Source organism: Streptomyces tauricus (assembly GCF_014650955.1).
Taxonomy (GTDB): domain Bacteria; phylum Actinomycetota; class Actinomycetes; order Streptomycetales; family Streptomycetaceae; genus Streptomyces; species Streptomyces tauricus.
Genome location: NZ_BMVY01000001.1, coordinates 904,817 through 924,801 on the forward strand (window position 1 = coordinate 904,817; position 19,985 = coordinate 924,801).

Here is a 19,985-nt window from a genome sequence, read left to right on the forward strand (position 1 = left end):
GTTCAAGTGGCCGGTGGGCCGGGCGGGTCGAAGTCCGCTCTCACCCTCCGGCCGCCGCGGGCAGAGTCACCTCGAAGCGGCAGCCGCCGGAGATGTTGCGGACGGTGGCGCGGCCCTGGTGGGCCTCGACGATGCCCTGGACGATGGCGAGTCCGAGGCCGGCTCCGGCCGGGGGCGTGCGGGCGTCGGAGCCTCGCCAGCCCGTGTCGAAGACGCGCGGGAGGTCCTGTTCGGGGATGCCGCCGCAGCCGTCGCTGACGGACAGGACGACACCGTCGGCCGAGCGGGAGGCGGCCACCGCGACCGTGCCGTCGGCCGGGGTGCGCCGGATCGCGTTGACCAGGAGGTTGCCGAGGACCCGGCTCATCTCCTTGCCGTCCACCTCGACCGGCACCGGCTCGACGAGGTCGCCCACCAGCCGTACGCCGTGCCGGCGGGCGAGCGGGTCCGCTCCGGCGAGGGCGTCACTGACCAGGTCGTACAGCGACATACGGGACAGGGACAGCGCGAGTGTCCCGGCGTGGATGCGGGACAGTTCGAAGAGGTCGCCGACCATGTCGTTGAGATGGTCGACCTCGGTACGGATCTGGCGCAGATAGCGCTGGGGGTCGTCGGCCACGCCGTCCTCCAGCGCCTCCGACATCGCGCGCAGCCCGGCGAGCGGGGTGCGCAGGTCGTGGGAGATCCAGGCGACGAGTTCACGGCGGGAGGACTCCAGGGCGCGCTCACGCATCCGGGACTCGGCGAGTCTGGCGCTGGTCGCCGCCAACTCACGGCTGACCGCGGCCAGTTCGGCGGTCGCCGGGGCGCCGGGCGCGGTGAAGTCACCGCCGTCGCCGAACGAACGGGCGGCCACGACCAGTTCGCGGCTGCGGGCGACGACCCACCGGCCGAGCAGCAGCGCGGTGACCATGGAGACGACGGCCGCCATCGCGACGACCGTGGTGACCACGCTCAGATCGTGCGCGGACAGGAACATCGCCTGCGCCACGGCCAGCGTTCCGGCGAGCATCGCGGTCACCGCCACGGCGGCCACCACGGCGAGGGACACGGTGAGCGAACGGCGTCGGATCAGCCGCAGCGCACCCGCTCCGGCCAGCCCCGCGGCAGCGGCGCCCGCGAAGGCGTACAGGGCGATCAGCAGCATGTCACCCATGATCGGCTCCTGTCCGGTCGGCGTCGGGGGCGTCGCCCGTGGGGTCGAAGCGGTAGCCGACGCCCCATACGGTCTGGATCAGCCGGGGCCGCGCGGGATCGTCCTCGACCTTGCCGCGCAGCCGCCGGACGTGGACGGTCACGGTCGACAGGTCCCCGAAGTCCCACCCCCACACCTCGCGCATCAGATCCTCCCGGGCGAACGCGCGGCCCGGATGGCGCAGCAGGAAGGACAGCAGGTCGAACTCCCGCAGGGTGAGGGCGAGTTCCGTGCCCTGTTTGGTGGCGCGGCGCGCGGCGGGATCGACGGTCAGCCCGGCCGCACCCATTGGCCGCGCGGCGACGGCGGGCCGGGTGCGGCGCAGCACCGACTCGACCCGCAGCACCAGTTCGCGCGGGCTGAACGGTTTGGTGACGTAGTCGTCCGCGCCCACTTCGAGGCCCATGATGCGGTCGTCCTCGTCGCCCCGGGCGGTGAGCATGATGACGGGCACCGGTCCGCGGTCGCGCAGCCGTCGGCACACCTCCAGGCCGTCCATGCCGGGCAGCATCAGGTCCAGGACCACGAGGTCGGGCCACCGCGCGGCGGCGCGCGCGAGGGCGTCGGGGCCGTCACCGGCCCGGTCGACGCGGTATCCGGCGCGGCCGAGGTATCCGGAGACGACCTCGGCGACGGTGGGGTCGTCGTCGACCACCAGGATCCGGGCGCCGCCGGCGGAACGGGATGCCGCGTGCGGGTCGGCATCGGCATGAGGCGCGGCCTGCGGGGCCGCGTGTGCGGCGGCCTCAGAGGTTGCCGCCTGAGAGGTGGCGGCCTGAGGCGTGGCGGTCTGTGAGGTGGCGGCCCGCGGGGTGGTGCGAGAAGCCGGGGTCGGTTCGTGCGGCTGGTGCATGTGCCCAGCCTCGCACCGCGCTGTCCGCCATGCCGCCCCCGGACCTCGACGTCCCTGTTTCGTAAGGATCCGATGCCCGAAATGCGCATTTCGCGTTCGTAGGGTGAAGGACGTGACAACCCCTCCTCCCTCCCCCCGTGTCGACGTGGTCCTCCCGTGCCTGAACGAGGCCGAGGCCCTGCCCTGGGTCCTCGCCCGGATCCCGCCCGGCTGGCGGGCTCTCGTCGTGGACAACGGCTCCACCGACGGCTCGGCCGATGTGGCCCGCGCTCTCGGCGCGAGCGTCGTCCACGAGCCGCGCCGCGGCTTCGGGGCCGCCTGCCACGCGGGGCTCGCCGCCGCCACCGCCGACATCGTCTGCTTCTGCGACTGCGACGCCTCACTCGATCCGTCGCTCCTCATCCCCTTCGTACGTCAAGTGCGGGAAGGAGACGCCGACTTGGTGCTGGGGCGACGCCGCCCGAAAGGCCGGTCCGCCTGGCCCGCCCACGCCAGGGCCGGAAATTTCGCGCTCGCCCGGCTGCTGCGCCGCCGCACCGGGCTCCGGCTGCACGACCTCGGTCCGCTGCGCGCCGCCCGCCGCGCACCCCTGCTGGCCCTCGGGCTCACCGACCGGCGCAGCGGCTATCCGCTGCAGATGGTCGTCCGCGCCGCCGACGCGGGCTGGCGGATCGCCGAGCACGACGTGCCCTACCTGCCCCGTACGGGCTCCTCCAAGGTGACCGGGACCTGGCTCGGCACCTGGCAGGCCGTCCGTGACATGAGCCGGGTACTGGCCGAACCCGCATCCCCCACCTCAGCCGTAGCCCCGACTCCTCAAGGAGGCATCCCCCGATGACCACGCTGCTCGTCATCGCGAAGGAGCCACGACCGGGGCAGGTCAAGACCCGGCTCACTCCGCCGTTCACCCCGGCCGAGGCCGCAGCCCTCGCCGAGGCGGCGCTAGCCGACACCCTGAGCGCCGTGGCAGCCACACCTGCCACCCGCCGGGTCCTCGTCCTGGAAGGGGCGCCGGGCCCGTGGCTGCCGCCCGGCTTCGACGTCGTGCCGCAGTGCGCCGGAGGTCTCGACGAGCGGCTGGCCGCGGCCTTCGCCGGCTGCGACGGCCCGGCCTTGCTCATCGGAATGGACACGCCCCAGGTGACACCGGCCCTGCTGACCGTGGACCTCGCGGACTGCGACGCCGTCTTCGGGCCGGCCGAGGACGGCGGTTTCTGGGCACTGGGGCTCGCCGAACCCGACCCGCGGCTGCTGCGCGGGGTGCCGATGTCGACGCCCACCACCGGGGCCGTGCAGCGGGGCCGGCTCCTCGCCGCCGGGCTGCGCGTACGCGATCTGCCACCGCTGCGGGACGTCGACACGGCGGCCGATGCCGAGGCGGTCGCCGCGCTCGCGCCCCAGGGCCGCTTCGCCGCCCGTCTCGCCGGACTCACGGCGGTCGCGGGCCGATGAACCTACCTGTACGACGACCTGTGAGGCGGCTTGTGAAGTGGCGTGTGACCGGTCCGAACAGCCGACCCCTGGACCAGTCTTCGGACCGGCCCATGGACCGGCCCGAGGGCGAATTCGGCGTCGGTGAGCCCGTTCCGCCGTCGGCCCGGCCCGCGTGGGACGACGCCGACCCGTACACCCGCGCGTTGCGCACCGGTCGCGGCCCTCTCTTCCTGCGCCGGGCCGACGGGTGGTTGCTGCCGCTCGAAGTGGAACGCTGGTGCGCCCGCGCCGACGCGGTGGACCTGGAGATCCTGGGCCGCTGCGAGGGTGCCGTGCTCGACATCGGCTGCGGCCCGGGCCGGCTCGTCGCGGAACTTGCCGGGCAGGGACGGCGGGTCCTCGGCATCGACGTCAGCGCGGCGGCCGTCAGCCGGACCGCGCGGCTCGGCGGCCCCGCCCTGTGCCGGTCCGTCTTCGAGCCGCTCCCCGCCGAGGGCCGGTGGGACACCGCGTTGCTGGTCGACGGCAATGTCGGCATCGGCGGTGATCCGCGCGCCCTCCTCGTCAGACTGGCCGACCTCCTGGTCCCGGCCGGGCTGCTGATCGCCGAAACCGTGCCGGTGGACGTCGACGAGCGCGTCCGTGTGCACCTCACGGACACGCACGGCACTCTCGCGGCGCCGTGTACGCCGTTCCCCTGGGCCCGGATCGGGACACGCGCCCTGGTCCGGTACGCGACGCGCGCGGGCTGGACCGCCGTCGATCAGTGGACGACCGGCGGACGCTCCTTCGTCGCCCTGCGCAGCCGCGACCGGAGCGCCGCCCCGGAGAGGACGGCCGTGCTGAGCAGCCCACGGCCGAGGAAGCCGTCCGCCGGTGGCCCGGTTGCCATCCGGTACCGGCTGACCGGTTGGTGAAGGCCTTCGTGCCCGTCGTGGGGACACCATCACCATTCTTTTGCTCGCCCGCCGCTCGAAGAGCCGCATTTTCACGCGCGGGTATGGCAGGTTGTACCTCAGCCGGTCCCGTCACTTCCCCCCGTAGTGGCGGGCCCGGCGTTTTCGCGTCCGCCGACCTTGCGGACGACCCCGCCCCGCTCGTCGTACTTCTCGCCACACCTGTCTCGTCACGTCTCGTCGGGATCCGGTGGGGGAGGCCAGACGGGGCGATGGGCCTCGGGGAGTTCCAGCAGGGCCACCCCTACCGCGCGGCGGACGGGCAACAGCTCCGTACTGCCCGTCAGTACGAGCAGCTCCGAGAGTCTGCGGCCCGCTCCGGCCAGGATGAGCTTGCCCTCCAGGCGTTTCAGCAGCCATCTGATCGCGAGCAGGCAGTTCAGCCCCCGTGAATCGCAGAAGACGAGAGCTGTCACATCGAGCACCAGGTGCCGTCGCCCCGCGTCGACGATGGTGGCGAGGGTGCCCAGGAAGTACTCCTCACAGCTCTGGTCGAGCTCGCCGCTGATCCGCAGGACCGCGCAGTGCTCGCAGTCGGTTATCTGGGTGATGGTCAGGCGGTGGGTCTGCGTTGACATCACACCTCCCGGTTCCGGAGCCACGAGTGCCCTGTGGCACGACACCCGTACGCGTGCGTGTGCCCCGCATTCGGGCGGGCAACGGGACGAAGCGAAACTCTCTGCACGCGGTGGAGTCGGCGCACCGGGACGTGTGAGGCTGACGCGCATGAAGCCTCGCTCCGTCCTGCCCGCACTCGCTGTCTGCGCCGTCGGTGTCGTGCTCGCCCCGCTCACCGGATGCGGCGGTGGCAGCGGCAGCGGCGCCACGAGCCGGGAACCGTCGCCTTCCGAGGACGCGGCCTCGGTCTCGGCTTCCGGAGTGCCCGGCGTGCCCACGGAGAGCCGGCGGCCGTCGGCCGGGAAGGGGTCGGAGGACCCCGACGACATCAACGGGGACGGCTTCCGCGACCTCGTCGTGCCGATCTCCGTCGGCGACGACCCGAACGATCCCCACCGCGACCAACGGGTCGGCGTGGTCTACGGATCGGCCAACGGGCTCGATCCCTCGACCCGTACGGTCCACGGACGCCGTGACCTGGGGCTGCCCGAGTCCCCGGAGAGTCAGATGGGCGCCGACAGCGTCGGCGCGGAGTCGGTGGTCACCGCCGATCTGGACGGTGACGGCTTCCCGGACCTCGTCACGTCCGTCCCGGGCGAGACCGTGGACGACGGACGGATATCCGCCACGCGCACCGCCCCGTACGTGACCTGGGGCGGTCCCGACGGGCCCGGGACGAAGGCCGGTGGTGCCACGAGGGCGACCGAGGTGCGGCTGCCGCGCAGCGCGACCGCACTGGGCGTGGAGTCGGTCGTCCGCGGCGACTTCGACGGGGACGGCCACCACGACCTCGCGGCGCTCGCCGCCGACCACTCGTCCCTGGTGCTGCTGTACGGGCCCTTCACCCGCGCCGGTGTGCCCGCGCGCACCGACACCGGTCTGCCGTGGACGGAGGGCGATCTCGTCGCGGACGACATCGACCCGTCCGGCGAGCCGCGCGCGACCTCCCTGCTGCTGCACGGTCTGAGCGACGGCGAGCAGTCGGGGAACACCCTCTACACGGCCCGCCGGGGCGCTCTCCTCGCCGGGAGCGGCAAGCAGTTGCGCCGGGGCAACGCCCACGCGTTCGGTGACTTCGACGGCGACGGACAGCGTGACGTGGCCATCGGGGACGACGGCGGCCGCAACAACGAACCGGGTTTCGAGACCGAGGCGCCCGACGTGGCCGGATCTCTCGCGGTCTACCCCGGCAGCGGCGCGGCCCCCGTCACCCGGCAACTGCCCGAGGTGCCGAAGAAGCTGAGCACCTATTACGGGCCCGGTGGTTTCGCGGCGGCCGATCCCGACGGCGACGGCCGCGACGGCGTTCTGGTCGCCACGTACGAGGGGGCCACGCTCATCGACGGTGACCGGCGCATCCCCGTGCTGCGTCAGGGGCCCGCGAAGGCCGACGGCAGGAAGACGGCCGCGAAGTGGCGCCACGCCCGGCCGGCCGGTGCCGCCGACTTCGACGGCGACGGCAAGGACGAGCTGATCCTCAACTGGTCGTCCGGCGCGTTGTTCGGTCTCTACGGCCTGCACCCCACGCACTGGTGGATCACCGAGGGCACCTCGTCCCGCGATCAGGCGTCCTTCGCGACGACGGGCGCGTAGGTGTCGCGTTCGGCGGTCCAGGTGACGTGCGGGGGTACGACCCGTGCGCACAGGGGGCCGCCCTGGGGGTCTGTCAGGCCCAGGCGTGCGACCAGTACGCCCTCGCGTGCGGCCTCCGCGAGTACGTCCGCGGGGACCATGTCGAGCATGAGCTTGGCGCGCCGGAACATCGAGAAGACGCCCTCCTCGTCGACCGTGCCCCAGGACAGGTAGACGAAGCGGCGGCCCAGACGGTCCTGCACGTAGGGGCCCTTCACGTCGGTGCCGGTCGGCGTCGCCGTCGCCGTGCACTCCAGGGTCCAGGTCGCCGACGGCGCGTCCCCCGGGTGGGGGTCGAGCAGTTCGCCCGGCCGGTCACGGCGTTGTACGGCGACGTAGAGGTCGCGGGGCTCCGACGGGCCGTTGCGGCTGGTGGGGACGGGGTGGGTGCGGCCGGGGAGGTCGACGGCGTCGATACGGATGCGCATGGGGGTCATCATGCCGCCGTGGACGGCGGATGTGGCCCCCGGGCCTGTGCCGCCGGGCCCGCGGGTCCGCTGCCGCGGGGGGGGGTGGGGGTGTTGGGGGGGTCGGTGTTGGGGGGTGGGGAGGTGCGGGTGCGTTGTGGCTGGGCGCGCCGTTCCCCGCGCCCCTTTGGGGCGCCCCAGGGTGGGCGCCTGTTGGAAGGGGCGTCCCCCTTCGGGGCGCTCTCTTCACGTCCTCGGGATCGCCACGTACTGGTAGTCCAGGAACTCGTCCATGCCCACTCGGCCGCCCTCTCGGCCCAGGCCGGACTGTTTGACGCCGCCGAAGGGGGCCGCCGGGTTCGAGACGAGGCCGGTGTTGAGGCCCACCATGCCGACCTCGAGACGTTCGCCGACCCGGAGGGCGCGGTCCAGGGCCTCGGTGAAGACGTAGCCGACCAGCCCCCACGGGGTGTCGTTGGCACGGCGGACCACCTCGTCCTCGTCGTCGAAGGTGAGGATCGCGGCCACCGGACCGAAGATCTCCGTGTCCATCAGACGGCTGCCGGGGTCGACGTCGGCGAGCACGGTCGGCGGGTAGAAGCACCCCGGGCCCGCGGGCGTACGGCCGCCGACGAGCACCCGGGCGCCGCGTTCCACCGCGTCGGCGACGAGGTCCGCCACCTTGGCGCGCCCCTCGGCGTCGATCAGCGGGCCCACGTCGACTCCGGCCCGGGTACCGGGGCCGACCACGAGCGCCCCCATCCGCCGGGACAGCCGCTGCCCGAACTCCTCCGCCACCGACCGGTGCGCGAAGAAGCGGTTGGCGGCCGTGCACGCCTCCCCCATGTTGCGCATCTTGGCGGTCATCGCGCCGTCCACGGCCTTCTCCAGGTCGGCGTCGCCGAAGACGATGAAGGGCGCGTTGCCGCCCAGCTCCATCGAGGTGCGCACGACGGCGTCCGCGCACTGCGCCAGCAGCAGCCGCCCGACCTGCGTGGAGCCGGTGAAGGACAGTTTGCGGATGCGCCCGCCGCGCAGCAGCGGCTCGCAGACCTCGCTGGCGCGCGAGGTGGTGACGACGTTCAGGACGCCGTCCGGCAGCCCGGCCTCCTTGAGGATCGCGGCCAGCGCGAGGCTGGACAGCGGTGTCTGCGGAGCCGGTTTGAGCACCATCGTGCAGCCGGCCGCGATCGCCGGGCCGATCTTGCGTGCGCCCATGGCCAGCGGGAAGTTCCACGGGGTGATCAGCAGACAGGGGCCGACCGGGCGGCGCGAGAGCAGCATGCGGTGCCGGCCGTCGGGCAGCGTGCCGTAGCCGCCGTCGACGCGTACGGCCTCCTCGGAGAACCAGCGGAAGAACTCGGCGGCGTACACCACCTCTCCCCTGGCCTCGGCGAGCGGCTTGCCCATCTCGGACGTCATCACCTGCGCGAGCTCGTCGGTCCGTTCGAGGACCAGCTCGTGTGCGCGGCGCAGGATCTCGCTGCGGGCCCGGGGTGCGGTACGGGCCCACGCCTCCTGGGCCTGTATGGCGGCCTCCTCCGCGAGCCTGGCCTCCTTGAGTCCTCCGTCGGCGACATGGCAGAGGATCTCCCCGGTCGCGGGGTCGTCGACGGGCATGGTGGCGCCGTCCGCGGCATCCACCCAGGCACCCCCGATGAACAACCGGGTCGGTGTGTCGGTCATCGCGTCGCTCCTGAGTCGGGTGTCACCACTGGATCGATACCGGATCGGTCGGCGGTCGGCGGTCGGGGGTCGGCGGCAGCGGGGGTCGGGTCCGTCATCGGTCCGAGGCCGGTGCCGGTGCCGGTGCCGTACCGGCCTCCACCGCCGACGCCCACGCCCGCAGACCCGCGTCCACCGCCGTCTCGTCGATCACCAGCGCCGGGATCATGCGGACGACCTGGTTCCAGGCGCCGCACAGCAGCAGGAGCAGGCCCTCGTCGACGGCGGCCCGCTGGACGCGGGCGGCGGTCTCGGGGTCGGGGCCGCCGTCCGCGTCGACGAACTCGCTGCCCAGCATCAGCCCGAGGCCGCGTACGTCCCCGATGGCCGGCGTCCGGTCGGCCACCGCCTCCAGGCCCTGGCGCAGCCGTGCCCCCATCGCCTCCGCGTTCTCGACCAGCTTCTCGTCGCGTACGACGTCGAGGGTGGCGCAGGCCGCGGCGCAGGCCACCGCGTTGGCGCCGTAGGTGCCGCCCTGCGAGCCGGGCCATGCCCTGGCCATCAGTTCCTCGGGGGCGGCGATACCGGACAGCGGGAATCCGCTGGCCAGTCCCTTGGCGGTGATCAGGATGTCGGGGGTGACACCGAAGTGGTCGTGTCCCCAGAACCGGCCGGTGCGGCCCACTCCCGTCTGCACCTCGTCCAGGATCAGCAGGAAGCCGTGCCGGTCGGCGCGTTCGCGCAGCCCTTCCATGAAGGCGCGGGTCGCGGGCACGTATCCGCCTTCGCCGAGCACCGGTTCGACGATCACGGCGGCCGTGTCGGCGGGCGAGGAGATCGTCTGGAGTGTGTAGTCGAGCTCTTTGAGGGCGAAGCGGGTGGCGGTCTCCTCGTCCCAGCCGTACCGGTAGGCCGTCGGGAACGGGGTGACGACCACGCCGCTCATCAGCGGGGAGAAGCCGGAGCGGAAGCGGGTGCCGGAGGTCGTCATGGCGGCGGCGGCCACGGTCCGGCCGTGGAATCCGCCGTGGCAGACCAGCACGTTCGGGCGGCCGGTGGCCTGCCGGGCCAGCCGCAGCGCGGCCTCCACCGCCTCGCTCCCGGAGTTGGCGAAGAAGAGGCTGTCGAGTCCGGCGGGCAGCACCTCGCCGAGTTTGCCGACGAGCCGGCGCAGGGGCTGGTGCATGACCGTCGTGTACTGGCCGTGGACGAGCCTGCCCACCTGGTCCTGGGCGGCCTCGACGACCCTGGGGTGGCAGTGCCCGGTGCTGGTGACCCCGATGCCCGCGGTGAAGTCCAGATAGCGGCGGCCGTCCTCACCGAAGAGGTGGACGCCCTCGCCCCGGACCGCCACCACGGGAGTGGCCTGGCGAAGGTGCGGCGACAGTGAGGTCATGTTCGTCTCCCGGCCGTGCGTTGTCGTCCACGTCGTCCACTCCGGTGTTCCGGCACGTCGAGCATCTCGACCGGGACGGCGGGCGACAACGCGTGATCTGTCCGACGCGGCGCCGGGGTTCGGACGGTGTGTCAACCGACCGAGGCCCGGCGCCCCTCCCTGACCTGCGCGATGGCTCTCGCCCCGCTCTCACGCAGGTCGGCCGCGCTTGTCACAGTGTCCGGGCGGGCAGGCACGCATCATGAGCGAGTACGCCGAAACGCCTCGGACGTCCATGGCCGAAGGCCCGGACGCGGCTCCCGCGGGCCGCGCGCTCACCGTCGCCGACGTCCTGGCCCTGCCGGTGCTGGCGGCGGGGCAGCCGGAGGTGATCGCCGGGGCGGCCCGCCTCGGTCGGCCGGTCCGCTGGGTCCACATCACCGAACTCACCGACCCCGCCTCCTTCCTCAAGGGCGGCGAACTCGTCCTGACCACCGGCATGCCGCTGCCCGAGGACCCGGCGGGCGTGCGCCGGTACGTCGACGAACTCGCCGACATCGGGGCCGCGGCCCTGGTCATCGAACTCGTACGGCGCTACCACCGCCCGCCCGCGCCGCTCATCCAGGCGTGCCGCGTCCGTGGCCTGCCGCTCGTCACCCTGGCCAAGGACGTCAACTTCCTGGAGGTCACCCAGGTCGTCCACACCCTCATCCTCGGCAGCCAGGCGGACGCCGTGCGCCGGACCCAGCGCATCCACGAGGCGTTCACCGCCCTGACGCTGCGCGGCGCGGGACCCGAGGACGTCGTACGCGCGGCGGCGGAGATGAGCGGCCGGACGGTCGTCCTGGAGAACCTTGTGCACCAGGCACTGCTCTGCGAGCCGTCCGGCGGCACGGTGGACGAGGCACTGACCGGCTGGGAGCGGCGCTCCCGGGTGACGCCGCCCGTCGACCGTCCGGAGGTGGGCGGTCCGGAGGGCTGGCTCGTGGCGCCCGTGGAGTACCAGGGCGAGCGCTGGGGGCGCGTGGCGATGCTGCCGCCGTCCCCGTCCGGAACACCGACCCTCACGGCTCCTACAGCTCCCACGGCTCCCACGGCCCCTGTGACCTCGGGTGCCCCGGGCGCCCCTGATGCCTCGGGCGGCTCGGGTGCCGCGGCTGTCACTGCCGCGGTGTTCGGGCCGCAGGACGTGACCGTCCTGGAGCGGACGGCGATGGCCCTGACGATCGCCCGCCTCATCCACGCCACGCCCTGGGAGCGCACAGCGCACCGAAGTGCCCTGCGCGACCTCGTCGAGCAGCGCCACCGCTCCCCCGCGGACGCCCGCGCGCGCCTCACCGCGCTGGGCCTGCCCACCGAGGGCACCGTCTTCCTCGCGGTCCTGATGGACACCCGGGCGCCGGTCGACGACACCGGTCTGGAACCCCGTCTGTCCGAGCAGCTCAGAACGACGGGCACCGCCGCGCTGGTCGGCACGCTGGCGCCCGCCCGTCTCGGCGTCCTGCTGGCCCTGCGCCCGGCACAGCCCTGGCGGTCCACCGTCGAGCACCTGGGCCGCACCGCGCTGGAGGTGGACCCGTGTGCCGTCGTGAGCATCGGCTCCGAGGTCACGGACCTGGCCCACACCGCCCGTTCCTTCCGCGAGGCGTCCCGCGTCGCGGAGGCCACCCGCCCGGGCCGGCGCCTCCCCGCGGGCAGGTCGTACCACGAGCTGTCCGACATCGGACTGCGCCGCCTCCTGTACGCGCTGCGCGAGGACACCCGCGTCCAGGAGTACGCCGAACGGCAGCTCGGCCGTCTCATCGACCACGACGCCCGGCACGGCACCGACCTCCTGACGACCCTGCGGCACTATCTGGACGCCGCGGGCAGCAAGACCGGTGCCGCCCGGCTCGGCGGGCTGTCCCGGGAGACCGTCCACCAGCGGCTGCGCACCATCGAGCGGCTGCTCGACTGCGACCTCGGATCCGGTGAGCGGCGTACCGGACTGCACGTGGCGCTCACGGCCCTCGACGTCCTGCGGGACGGCGGAGCGGCGACCTGAGACACCGGGTCGCGGCTCCGCCGTCCCGCACGGCCGGGATCTACCGGTGGCCGCGCAGGCGTGCGCGCAGCAGGTTGGGGTCGGTGGCCGTGGCGTAGGCGGCGCTGAGCACGTACACCTCCTTGCCGCGCAGCGCTACGGAGCTGGGGTTCTGGAGTCCGTCGGCGGTGTCCAGGACGGTGGTCCGGGAGCCGTCGGGCCTGAGGAGTACGACCCTGTTGGTGGTGTTGAGCGTGGCCAGGACGTCGTCGCCGTGTCCGGTGAAGGCGAAGTCGTCGATTCCGGCCAGGTCCGAGGCCTTGACCTGCGGGGTGCCCGCGCGGTTTCCCGGGCGGATCGGGATGCGCAGGAGGGTGCCCCGGTCGAGGTTGGTCACCCAGAGCGCGCCGTCGCGCACCTTTACTCCGTTGGCTCCGAGGAAGCCGGTGGAGGCGAGTTCGGGTGCGGTGGACCAGGCGGTGGGGGTGCCGCCGGTGACGGGGACGGTCCACACCGTGCCGAGTACCGAGTCGGTGATGTAGAGGTGCTTGCCGCGTTCGTCCAGGGCGAGCCCGTTGGGCAGACCGTCCGCGGGCAGTGCGGCGATGCGCTGCGGGGACTGTCCGGGGCGCAGCCGCCACAGCCCTGTCAGGTCGGCGGTGCCGGTCGCGTACAGCACGTACAGGGTGCCGTCCGGGGTGCGGGCGATGCCGGTGGCCAGCGGGAAGCCGAGGGCGGGGGTGTGCACGCCGCCGTCGGCGGGTGCGGGCAGCGTCGCCAGGACGCGGGTCGCGCCCCGCGGGCTCACCTCGGCCACCTGACGGCTCGCGGCGAAGGTGACGGCCGCGGTGCCGTCGGGCAACAGGGCTATGTTCTCCGGCAGTTGGCCCGAGGACAGGTCGAAGTGGGTGGCGACCCGTACGTCGGTCAGGGGTTCGCGGGTGGGTCGGGTGGGCGTGGCGTCGGCCGGGAGGGCCGAGGCGAGGGTGGCCGCGGCCACCGCGACGGCCGCCATGAGTGTCTTGATACGTCGGTTCGACATGGTTCCTTTTCTGGCTTCTTTTCGGGTTTGTACTGTGGTTTCGGGCATGCGGCAGCCAGGTGCGGCGCCGCGGTCCGAAGGGCGCCCCGGTGAGCGGGGAAGGGTGGGTCAGGTGGTGCGGGTCCCGGCGCCGTGGTGCGGCCGGTCCGCCTTTCGCGGTGCGGTGGCATGGGCGAGCAGGGCCAGGGCCGCCGCGGACGGCGAACCGGGCTCGGCGGTGGCCACCACCAGGGACGGCCCGTCGCCCTGCGGGCTCTGCAGTGTCTGCTGGGTGACGGTCACCGTCCCGACCAGCGGATGGCGCATCTCGTAGTCGGCGACATCGCAGGCGAGCACCCGGTGGTCGGCCCACATAGTGGCGAACTCCCGGCTGCGCATGGTCAGTTCACCGATCAGTGCGGCCAGCAGGGGATCGTCCGGGTACCGGCCGGCCGTCAGCCGCAGATTGCCCACGACGGCCCTGGCCTTGGCGGTCCAGTCGACGTACAGGTCGCGGGTGTGGGCGTCCAGGAACACCAGCCTGGCCATGTTCGGCCGTCGCCCCGGACCGCCCGCGCCGCCGGGGTCGTCCGGGCCGTCCGGGTCGAGATGCCCCGCGAAGAGCCCGTGTCCCGGGCGGTTCCAGGCCAGGACGTCACTGCGGCGGCCGATGACCAGGGCGGGGGTGCCGTCGAGGGCCGCCAGCAGGGCGCTCGTCGCGGGCGGGACACGTTCGGGACGGGGCCGTGCGCCGGGCCCGCGCCGACTGGATGTACTGGCCAGGGTGTGCAGATGGGCCCGCTCGGAGTCGTCCAGTCGCAGCGCGCTCGCCACGGCGTCGAGCACCTCGCGGGAGGCGTTGCGTGACTGGCCCTGTTCCAGGCGCGTGTAGTAGGGGGCGCTGATGCCCGCGAGCATCGCGAGTTCCTCCCGGCGCAGTCCCGGCACGCGGCGCCGCTCGCCGTAGGTCCGCAGCCCCACGTCCTCGGGGCGCAGTCGGCTCCGGCGTGCCTGGAGGAACTCGGCGAGGTGCCCGTGCTTGTTCATGTCACCGAGTATGCGGACCGCCGCAGGGCCGCGCCTCACCCCGCTGGGGTAGGGATAGAACCCAACCCCAGACCCGGCCCCGGCGCCTGCCCCTGACCCCGGACCGCCTACCGCCCGCCGCCTTCCAGGCCGGCCAGCACCCGGTCCGGGGTCAGGGGCAGTTCGCGGAAGCGGGTGCCCGTGGCGTGGTGGACGGCGTTGCCGATGGCGGCGGCCGTGCCGACGATGCCGATCTCACCGATGCCCTTGCTGCCCATCGGGTTGAGATGGGGGTCGTCCTCGTCGATCCAGTGCGCCTCGATGTCCGGCACGTCGGCGTGGGCCGGGACGTGGTACGCGGCGAGGTCGGACTCCACGAAGTCGCCGGACGCGGCGTCCATCGTGCTGCCCTCGGTCAGGGCCATGCCCAGGCCCATGGTCATGGCGCCGATGAACTGGGAGCGGGCGGTGCGGGCGTTGAGGATGTGCCCGGCGGCGTAGACGCCCAGGAGACGGCGTACCCGGACCTCCCCGGTCACCGTGTCGACCGTGACCTCGGCGAAGTGGGCACCGAAGGCGTGCCGGGCGTAGGGGCTGTCGGCGTCGGCGGTGCCCGCCGTGTCGGCGTGCGCCGTGAACCCCGACTCCGGCAGCGGCCCGGTGTGTCCGGCCAGGGTCGAGGCCAGCCGCGTACATGCCTCGTGGACGGCCCAGCCCCAGGACGCCGTACCGGATGAGCCGCCGGCGAGGGGTGCGGAGGGCAGGTCGCTGTTGCCGACTTCGGCGCGTACGCGGTCCAGGGGGACGCCGAGTGCGTCGGCGGCGACCTGGGCGAGGACGGTACGGGCGCCGGTGCCGATGTCGGTGGCGTTGATGCGGACGACGAAGCTGCCGTCGGGCCGTGCGTGTGCCTCCGCCTGCGCGGGACTGGCCATCACCGGATAGGTGGCGGAGGCCACCCCCGTGCCGACGAGGAGCGGGCCCTCGGCACGGGACCGGGGGCGGGGATCGCGTCCTGCCCAGTCGAAGCGCCGCGCGCCCTCCCGCAGACAGTCGACGAGGTGGCGGCTGCTGAACGGCTTGCCGCTGTCGGGTTCGGTGTCCGGCTCGTTGGTGATCCGCAGTTCCACGGGGTCCAGGCCCGCCGCGACGGCGAGTTCGTCCATGGCCGACTCCAGGACGTACATGCCCGGCGCCTCGCCGGGTGCGCGCATCCAGGACGGGCTGGGCACGTCCAGCGGCACCACCCGGTGGGAACTGAGCCGGTGGGGCGCCGCGTACATGATCCGGCTGGGTACGGCGGCCTGCTCCACGAACTCCTTGATGCGGGAGGTGTACGTGGTGACCTCGTGGAGGGACGAGGTGAGGGTGCCGTCCGCGGTGGCGCCCAGGCGGAGCCGGTGCAGGGTGGGCGCCCGGTGGCCGACGACCGCGGGCAGGAAGCGCCGGGGCAGGGCGACGGTGACGGGACGTCCGGTCTCCCGTGCCGCCATCACGGCGAGCACCACATGGGGGCGCGGGGTGCCCTTGGATCCGAACCCGCCGCCGACGTGTTCGGAGATGACGGTGACGTCGTCCTCAGACAGCTCGAACAGCGACGCGAGGGTGGCGCGTACGGTCGTGGCGCCCTGGCTGGAGTCGTGCACGACGAGCCGGTCACCCTCCCAGCGGGCGGTGGCCGCGTGCGGCTCCATGGGGTGGTTGTGCAGCGGCGGTACGCGGTAGTGGGAGTCGACGCGGACCTCGGCGGCCGCGAACGCGCTCTCGGGGTCGCCCTGTTCGCGGCGCGCGGGGAAACCGCCGTTGGCCTCCTCGGGCGCGTAGGCCTCGGGGTGGTCGACGGTCAGGGTGACGTCGTGTTCCTCGACGTCGTACTCGACACGGACCGCGGCGGCGCCGGCGCGGGCCGCCTCCAGGGTCTCGCCGACGACCAGGCCGACGAACCAGCCGTGGTGCGGCACGCGCCCGTCCTGGAGGACGGAGAGCGTGGGGTCGTCGGCGGGGGCGAGCCGGGGCGCGTTCTCGTGGGTGAGGACGGCGAGGACCCCCGGCAGTGCCAGGGCGGCCCCCGTGTCGACGGTACGGATCGTTCCGCGGGCGATCCCGGCGACCACGGGCCAGGCGTGGGCCCTGCCGGGGTCGGTCTGTTCGGCGGCGTAGCGAGCCCTGCCGGTGACCTTGTCCCGGCCCTCCCGGCGCTCGGCGGGCGCGCCCAGCGCGGTGCCGGTGTCGGCCATGACTGCTCCTTCTGCTGGTTTGCGGTCAGGTGCTGGTGGGCGGCGCGAGCCGTCGCAGGGCGTCGACCGCGAGATTGCGGGCCAGCCGGACCTTGTAGCCGTTGTCGCGCAGCGGCTGGGCGGCGGCGAGTTCGAGGTCGGCGGCCCGCTCGAACGCGGCCGTCGTCGGCGCGGCGCCCAGCAGTGCCTCTTCCGCGAGCCGCGCCCGCCAGGGCCGGTGCGCCACTCCCCCGAAGGCGAGACCGACATGCCGGACGACACCGCCCTCCACCCCGAGCACGGCGGCGACGGAGGCGAGGGCGAAGGCGTACGAGGCCCGGTCGCGGGCCTTGCGGTACAGCGAGGGCAGCCCGGCCGGGGCGCCCGGCAGGACCACACCGGTGATCAGCTCACCGGGGCGGAGCACCGTGTCCTGTTCGGGGTGGTCCCCGGGCAGCCGGTGGAACTCGGCGACGGGAACGGTCCGCGCACCGTCGGCCCCGTGCAGTTCGACACCCGCGTCCAGGGCGGCCAGTGCCACGGCCATGTCGGAGGGATGCGTGGCGATGCACTGCGCAGAGTGCCCGAGCACCGCGTGATCACGGTGTACGCCGTCCAGGGCGCCGCAACCGGAGCCGGGGGCACGCTTGTTGCAGGGTTTGCCGGTGTCCTGGAAGTACGGGCAACGGGTGCGCTGGAGCAGATTGCCGCCGGTGGTGGCCGCGTTGCGCAGTTGTCCGGACGCCCCGGCCAGGAGTGCCTGGGAGAGCGCCGGATAGCGGTCGCGGACCACGGGGTGGGCCGCGAGGTCGCTGTTGCGGACCGTGGCGCCGATCCGTACCGAGCCGTCGGGCAGTTCGTCCACCGTGTCGAGCGGCAGCCTGCTGACGTCGACCAGCGTGGACGCTTCCTCCACGCCGAGTTTCATCAGATCCACCAGGTTGGTGCCGCCGCCGAGATAGCGGGCACCGGGGTGGGCCGCGTACAGCTCGGCCGCCTCCTCGACACTGCCGGCGCGCGCGTATGCGAAGGGTTTCACCGGATCACGTCCTCGACGGCCCGCACGATGTGGGCATAGGCGCCGCAGCGGCAGAGGTTCCCGCTGAGGCGTTCGCGGATCTCGTCCGGACCGAGCGGCATGGGCTGCCCGGACGGGGTCGCGGGGTCCGTCACATGCGAGGGGTGACCGGCCTCGGCCTCGGCGATCGCGCCGACGGCGCTGCAGAGCTGGCCCGGTGTGCAGTAGCCGCACTGGAAGGCGTCGCGGTCGATGAAGGCCCGCTGCAGCGGGTGCAGCCCGCCGTCCGCTGCCCGTTCTTGGCCGTCCACGGTCCGCACCTCCCCGTCGGCCGCCCGCTCCTCGCCGTCCACTGCCCGCTCTTCGCCGTCATCGCCGGCGAGGCCCTCCACCGTCGTGATGTCGTAGCCGTCCTGGGCCACCGCGGGCAGCAGGCAGCTGTTGACGCGGCGGCCGTCCACCAGGACCGTGCAGGCACCGCACTGGCCGTGGTCGCAGCCCTTCTTGGCGCCGGTGAGACCCAGCTGCTCGCGCAGCACGTCCAGCAGGACGGAGCGGTGGTCGACGACGAGCGTGCGCGGTCTGCCGTTCACCCGCAAGGTCACCTCGGAGTGATGGCGATCGGGTGACGAGGGGATCCGTTCGCCTCGCGTGGCGGCGCCCGGGCTCCCGGGGCGGGAGGCCGCGCCGTCCACGGCCGAGCCGTACGTCGGGTTGCCGCTCAGGCTGTTCTTCGGGCTGTTTCTCGGGCTGCCCATGCTGTTCATGACCTTCCGACGGCACTCCGGACCACGCGGCTCACTTATCCAGGCTGCGGCCCGCCACACATTCCCGCACGCCGGAGCCGGGCGGCGAGGTCCGGCGGGCGGCCCCTTCGTCAGCCGCCTGCCGCGGCCGTGACCGTCGCCGGGTCCTCGCCGGTCAGCTCCACGATGCGGTGCGGCGGCACCCCCGCGGCCAGCGCCCGCCCGATCAGCTCGTCCCGGCCGTCCGTGATGTCGCGGTAGGACAGCAGCCGCTCCTCGACCCGCGCGATCGCCTCCGGGCCGGTCCGCCCCCGCACACGGCTCAGTTCCTCGTCGCTCAGCGGCACCGGCAGCCGCTCCGCGCCCTCGGGGACGGAGCCCGTCTCCTCCGGAGGCAGCAGACGCAGTTCCGGCGCGGTCGCCGTCGTGCCCTGGGCGTCCAGCCATGCTCGTACCGCGGGAGTCTCCATGCAGGCGAGGTCACCGACGGCGGCCGGGGGCACGCCGAGCCGCACGGCCGCGTCGTCAAGCAGGAACAGGTAGGCGTCGTCGGTCATCCTCGGCTCCTTCTCAACGGGGACTGGTCGACCTCCCTCTACCCCGCCGCCTCCGGATTACCGCCATCGCTCCTTCACCGGCCGGACCGGCTGCCGACCGGCGACTTTCCTCCACCGAACTGGGCCCCGTGCGGCGCCGCTTGCTGCCGGGATGCGGCAGATCGCACGCGAGGCGGGAGAAGTTGAAAACCTACCTAACAAGACAAATGCAACTTCTATGAATAAGTCCTGGCATAACGGTCACCCGTACGTCGAGAACAGAGAACAACACGTCTCTCGCAAAGGGGATGGTGGTATGTCTTCCACCGAGTTTCTGACCGACGAGCTCACCGAGGTCCAGGGCGTGGACGTCGAGGCGGCTCTTGACCCCGTCGAGGCCGACGGCTCGTACCGTGACAGCCGCGAGTGCGCGGCGCTCGCCCTGACGTCCGGATCGACATCACTCCTGCTGTCGCCTCCGACTCCCCGCCCGAAGAAGGGTTGACGGGACAGCCACATGGAACAGTCAGGCACTTCGACCCGCTTGGCGGACGCAGTGCAGGGCCTGACGTCGGAACTGGTCTCCGCTCTTCGGAGCGGGGGCCCGTTCGCGCTGGCCGCCGCCGTCTCGGCAGCCGACGGACCGGCCGCCGTCCGGGTGGTGGGGGCCGACGCCGTCCTGCCGAGCGTCCTGCGCCGTACACCCGCCGGGCCCGACGACCTCGCCGTGTTCAGCGGGGCCGTGCGCGCCTACCCGCCGCCTCCAGGCGCCTCTCCCACCTCGGTGTGGAGCCACTGGGCCATGAAACGAACACTTCTGCGACTGGGCGGGACGCTCGACGCGCCCCACGACGGTGTGCCGGAACACAACGGGTCTCCGGAACATGACGCGGAACCACTGGCGACCTGGCTCGACGGCGCCTCCTGGCAGTCGTTGACCCATCAACTCGCCGTACTGGCGCCGCTCGCGGTGCCCGGCGGTGACTGCGCGGTGACCCGTGTGGCCCGGGGCCGCCCCGTCGACGTCGCCCGGGGATTCGTCCGGGCGGTCCGTCGCCGCGACTGGCTCCAGGCGGCGGGGGCGGGCCGCTGGCTCGTCCTCCTCGACGGAGTACCGGACACGCTCGGACTGGAGGCCGGCCTCGCCTTCGTGGCACAGATGGGCTGCGCCGACCCACGCGTGACGCTGCAGGTCGAGGCCGCGCGACTGATGCGAACCGGAGCACCGGTGTGACGGGGCGCGAGGTCACTGGGCACGAGGTCA

19 protein-coding genes are annotated in these 19,985 nt (G+C 73.3%); 7 read left to right on the forward strand and 12 right to left on the reverse strand.

What is annotated here, in order from left to right; translation table 11 throughout:
- Positions 1-40: 40 nt before the first annotated feature.
- Positions 41-1,156, reverse strand: a complete 1,116-nt coding sequence (locus tag IE278_RS03825) for a sensor histidine kinase (protein ID WP_189768637.1) — start codon at positions 1,154-1,156, stop codon at positions 41-43.
- Positions 1,149-2,048 (reverse strand): response regulator transcription factor, encoded by a 900-nt coding sequence (locus IE278_RS03830; RefSeq protein ID WP_246569812.1) that lies wholly within the window; start codon positions 2,046-2,048, stop codon positions 1,149-1,151. The genes IE278_RS03825 and IE278_RS03830 overlap by 8 nt, the downstream gene beginning before the upstream one ends.
- A gap of 103 nt (positions 2,049-2,151) precedes the next feature.
- Between IE278_RS03830 and IE278_RS03835 the strand changes: the two genes are divergently transcribed.
- From IE278_RS03835 to IE278_RS03845, 3 genes are all read left to right on the forward strand, one after another.
- Positions 2,152-2,886 (forward strand): glycosyltransferase family 2 protein, encoded by a 735-nt coding sequence (locus IE278_RS03835; RefSeq protein ID WP_373311877.1) that lies wholly within the window; start codon positions 2,152-2,154, stop codon positions 2,884-2,886.
- Complete coding sequence (locus IE278_RS03840) at positions 2,883-3,500, forward strand: TIGR04282 family arsenosugar biosynthesis glycosyltransferase (protein ID WP_189768641.1); 618 nt, start codon at positions 2,883-2,885, stop codon at positions 3,498-3,500. The genes IE278_RS03835 and IE278_RS03840 overlap by 4 nt, the downstream gene beginning before the upstream one ends.
- 92 nt (positions 3,501-3,592) lie before the next feature.
- A complete protein-coding gene (locus tag IE278_RS03845; RefSeq protein ID WP_189769078.1) occupies positions 3,593-4,399 on the forward strand; it encodes a methyltransferase domain-containing protein in 807 nt (268 codons plus the stop codon).
- A 209-nt stretch (positions 4,400-4,608) separates the two neighbouring features.
- Here the strand turns inward: IE278_RS03845 and IE278_RS03850 are convergent, their stop codons facing one another.
- Positions 4,609-5,016 carry an STAS domain-containing protein gene (locus tag IE278_RS03850; RefSeq protein WP_189768643.1) on the reverse strand — a complete coding sequence of 136 codons (408 nt, stop codon included), beginning with the start codon at positions 5,014-5,016 and terminating at the stop codon, positions 4,609-4,611.
- 148 nt (positions 5,017-5,164) lie between these two features.
- Here IE278_RS03850 and IE278_RS03855 point away from each other — a divergent pair, with 148 nt between their 5' ends.
- Positions 5,165-6,649 (forward strand): FG-GAP repeat domain-containing protein, encoded by a 1,485-nt coding sequence (locus IE278_RS03855; protein WP_189768645.1) that lies wholly within the window; start codon positions 5,165-5,167, stop codon positions 6,647-6,649.
- Here the strand turns inward: IE278_RS03855 and IE278_RS03860 are convergent.
- The 3 genes from IE278_RS03860 to IE278_RS03870 all read right to left on the reverse strand — a co-directional run bounded on the left by IE278_RS03860 (position 6,619) and on the right by IE278_RS03870 (position 10,156).
- Entirely contained in the window at positions 6,619-7,116 is a 498-nt protein-coding gene (locus tag IE278_RS03860) for a DUF5990 family protein (RefSeq protein WP_220451669.1), read from the reverse strand. The genes IE278_RS03855 and IE278_RS03860 overlap by 31 nt on opposite strands.
- Positions 7,117-7,341: 225 nt before the next feature.
- A complete protein-coding gene (locus IE278_RS03865) occupies positions 7,342-8,781 on the reverse strand; it encodes an NAD-dependent succinate-semialdehyde dehydrogenase (RefSeq protein ID WP_189768649.1) in 1,440 nt (479 codons plus the stop codon).
- A gap of 94 nt (positions 8,782-8,875) precedes the next feature.
- Positions 8,876-10,156, reverse strand: a complete 1,281-nt coding sequence (locus tag IE278_RS03870; protein ID WP_189768650.1) for an aspartate aminotransferase family protein — start codon at positions 10,154-10,156, stop codon at positions 8,876-8,878.
- A 241-nt stretch (positions 10,157-10,397) separates the two neighbouring features.
- Here IE278_RS03870 and IE278_RS03875 point away from each other — a divergent pair, with 241 nt between their 5' ends.
- Entirely contained in the window at positions 10,398-12,179 is a 1,782-nt protein-coding gene (locus IE278_RS03875) for a PucR family transcriptional regulator (RefSeq protein WP_373311878.1), read from the forward strand.
- Between the two features lie 40 nt (positions 12,180-12,219).
- Here the strand turns inward: IE278_RS03875 and IE278_RS03880 are convergent, their stop codons facing one another.
- The 6 genes from IE278_RS03880 to IE278_RS03905 form a co-directional block, all read right to left on the reverse strand.
- A complete protein-coding gene (locus tag IE278_RS03880) occupies positions 12,220-13,200 on the reverse strand; it encodes an SMP-30/gluconolactonase/LRE family protein (protein ID WP_189768653.1) in 981 nt (326 codons plus the stop codon).
- A 108-nt stretch (positions 13,201-13,308) separates the two neighbouring features.
- On the reverse strand, positions 13,309-14,226 hold the full coding sequence (locus IE278_RS03885; protein ID WP_189768655.1) for a helix-turn-helix domain-containing protein: 918 nt from the start codon (positions 14,224-14,226) through the stop codon (positions 13,309-13,311).
- A gap of 107 nt (positions 14,227-14,333) precedes the next feature.
- Positions 14,334-16,442 carry a xanthine dehydrogenase family protein molybdopterin-binding subunit gene (locus IE278_RS03890; protein WP_189768657.1) on the reverse strand — a complete coding sequence of 703 codons (2,109 nt, stop codon included), beginning with the start codon at positions 16,440-16,442 and terminating at the stop codon, positions 14,334-14,336.
- 25 nt (positions 16,443-16,467) lie between these two features.
- Entirely contained in the window at positions 16,468-17,460 is a 993-nt protein-coding gene (locus IE278_RS03895) for an FAD binding domain-containing protein (RefSeq protein WP_189768659.1), read from the reverse strand.
- Positions 17,457-18,197: a (2Fe-2S)-binding protein gene (locus tag IE278_RS03900; protein ID WP_213089701.1), complete on the reverse strand. Its 741-nt coding sequence runs from the start codon at positions 18,195-18,197 to the stop codon at positions 17,457-17,459. Before IE278_RS03900 ends, IE278_RS03895 begins: the two co-directional genes overlap by 4 nt.
- A gap of 119 nt (positions 18,198-18,316) precedes the next feature.
- The gene (locus IE278_RS03905) at positions 18,317-18,742 is read right to left on the reverse strand and encodes a DUF6003 family protein (protein ID WP_189768663.1); all 426 of its coding nucleotides are present in this window, start codon (positions 18,740-18,742) and stop codon (positions 18,317-18,319) included.
- 295 nt (positions 18,743-19,037) lie between these two features.
- Between IE278_RS03905 and IE278_RS03910 the strand changes: the two genes are divergently transcribed.
- Together IE278_RS03910 and IE278_RS03915 are read left to right on the forward strand one after the other, a co-directional pair.
- Positions 19,038-19,226, forward strand: a complete 189-nt coding sequence (locus IE278_RS03910; RefSeq protein ID WP_107014931.1) for a hypothetical protein — start codon at positions 19,038-19,040, stop codon at positions 19,224-19,226.
- Between the two features lie 12 nt (positions 19,227-19,238).
- Complete coding sequence (locus IE278_RS03915; protein WP_189768666.1) at positions 19,239-19,955, forward strand: hypothetical protein; 717 nt, start codon at positions 19,239-19,241, stop codon at positions 19,953-19,955.
- Positions 19,956-19,985 lie beyond the last annotated feature (30 nt).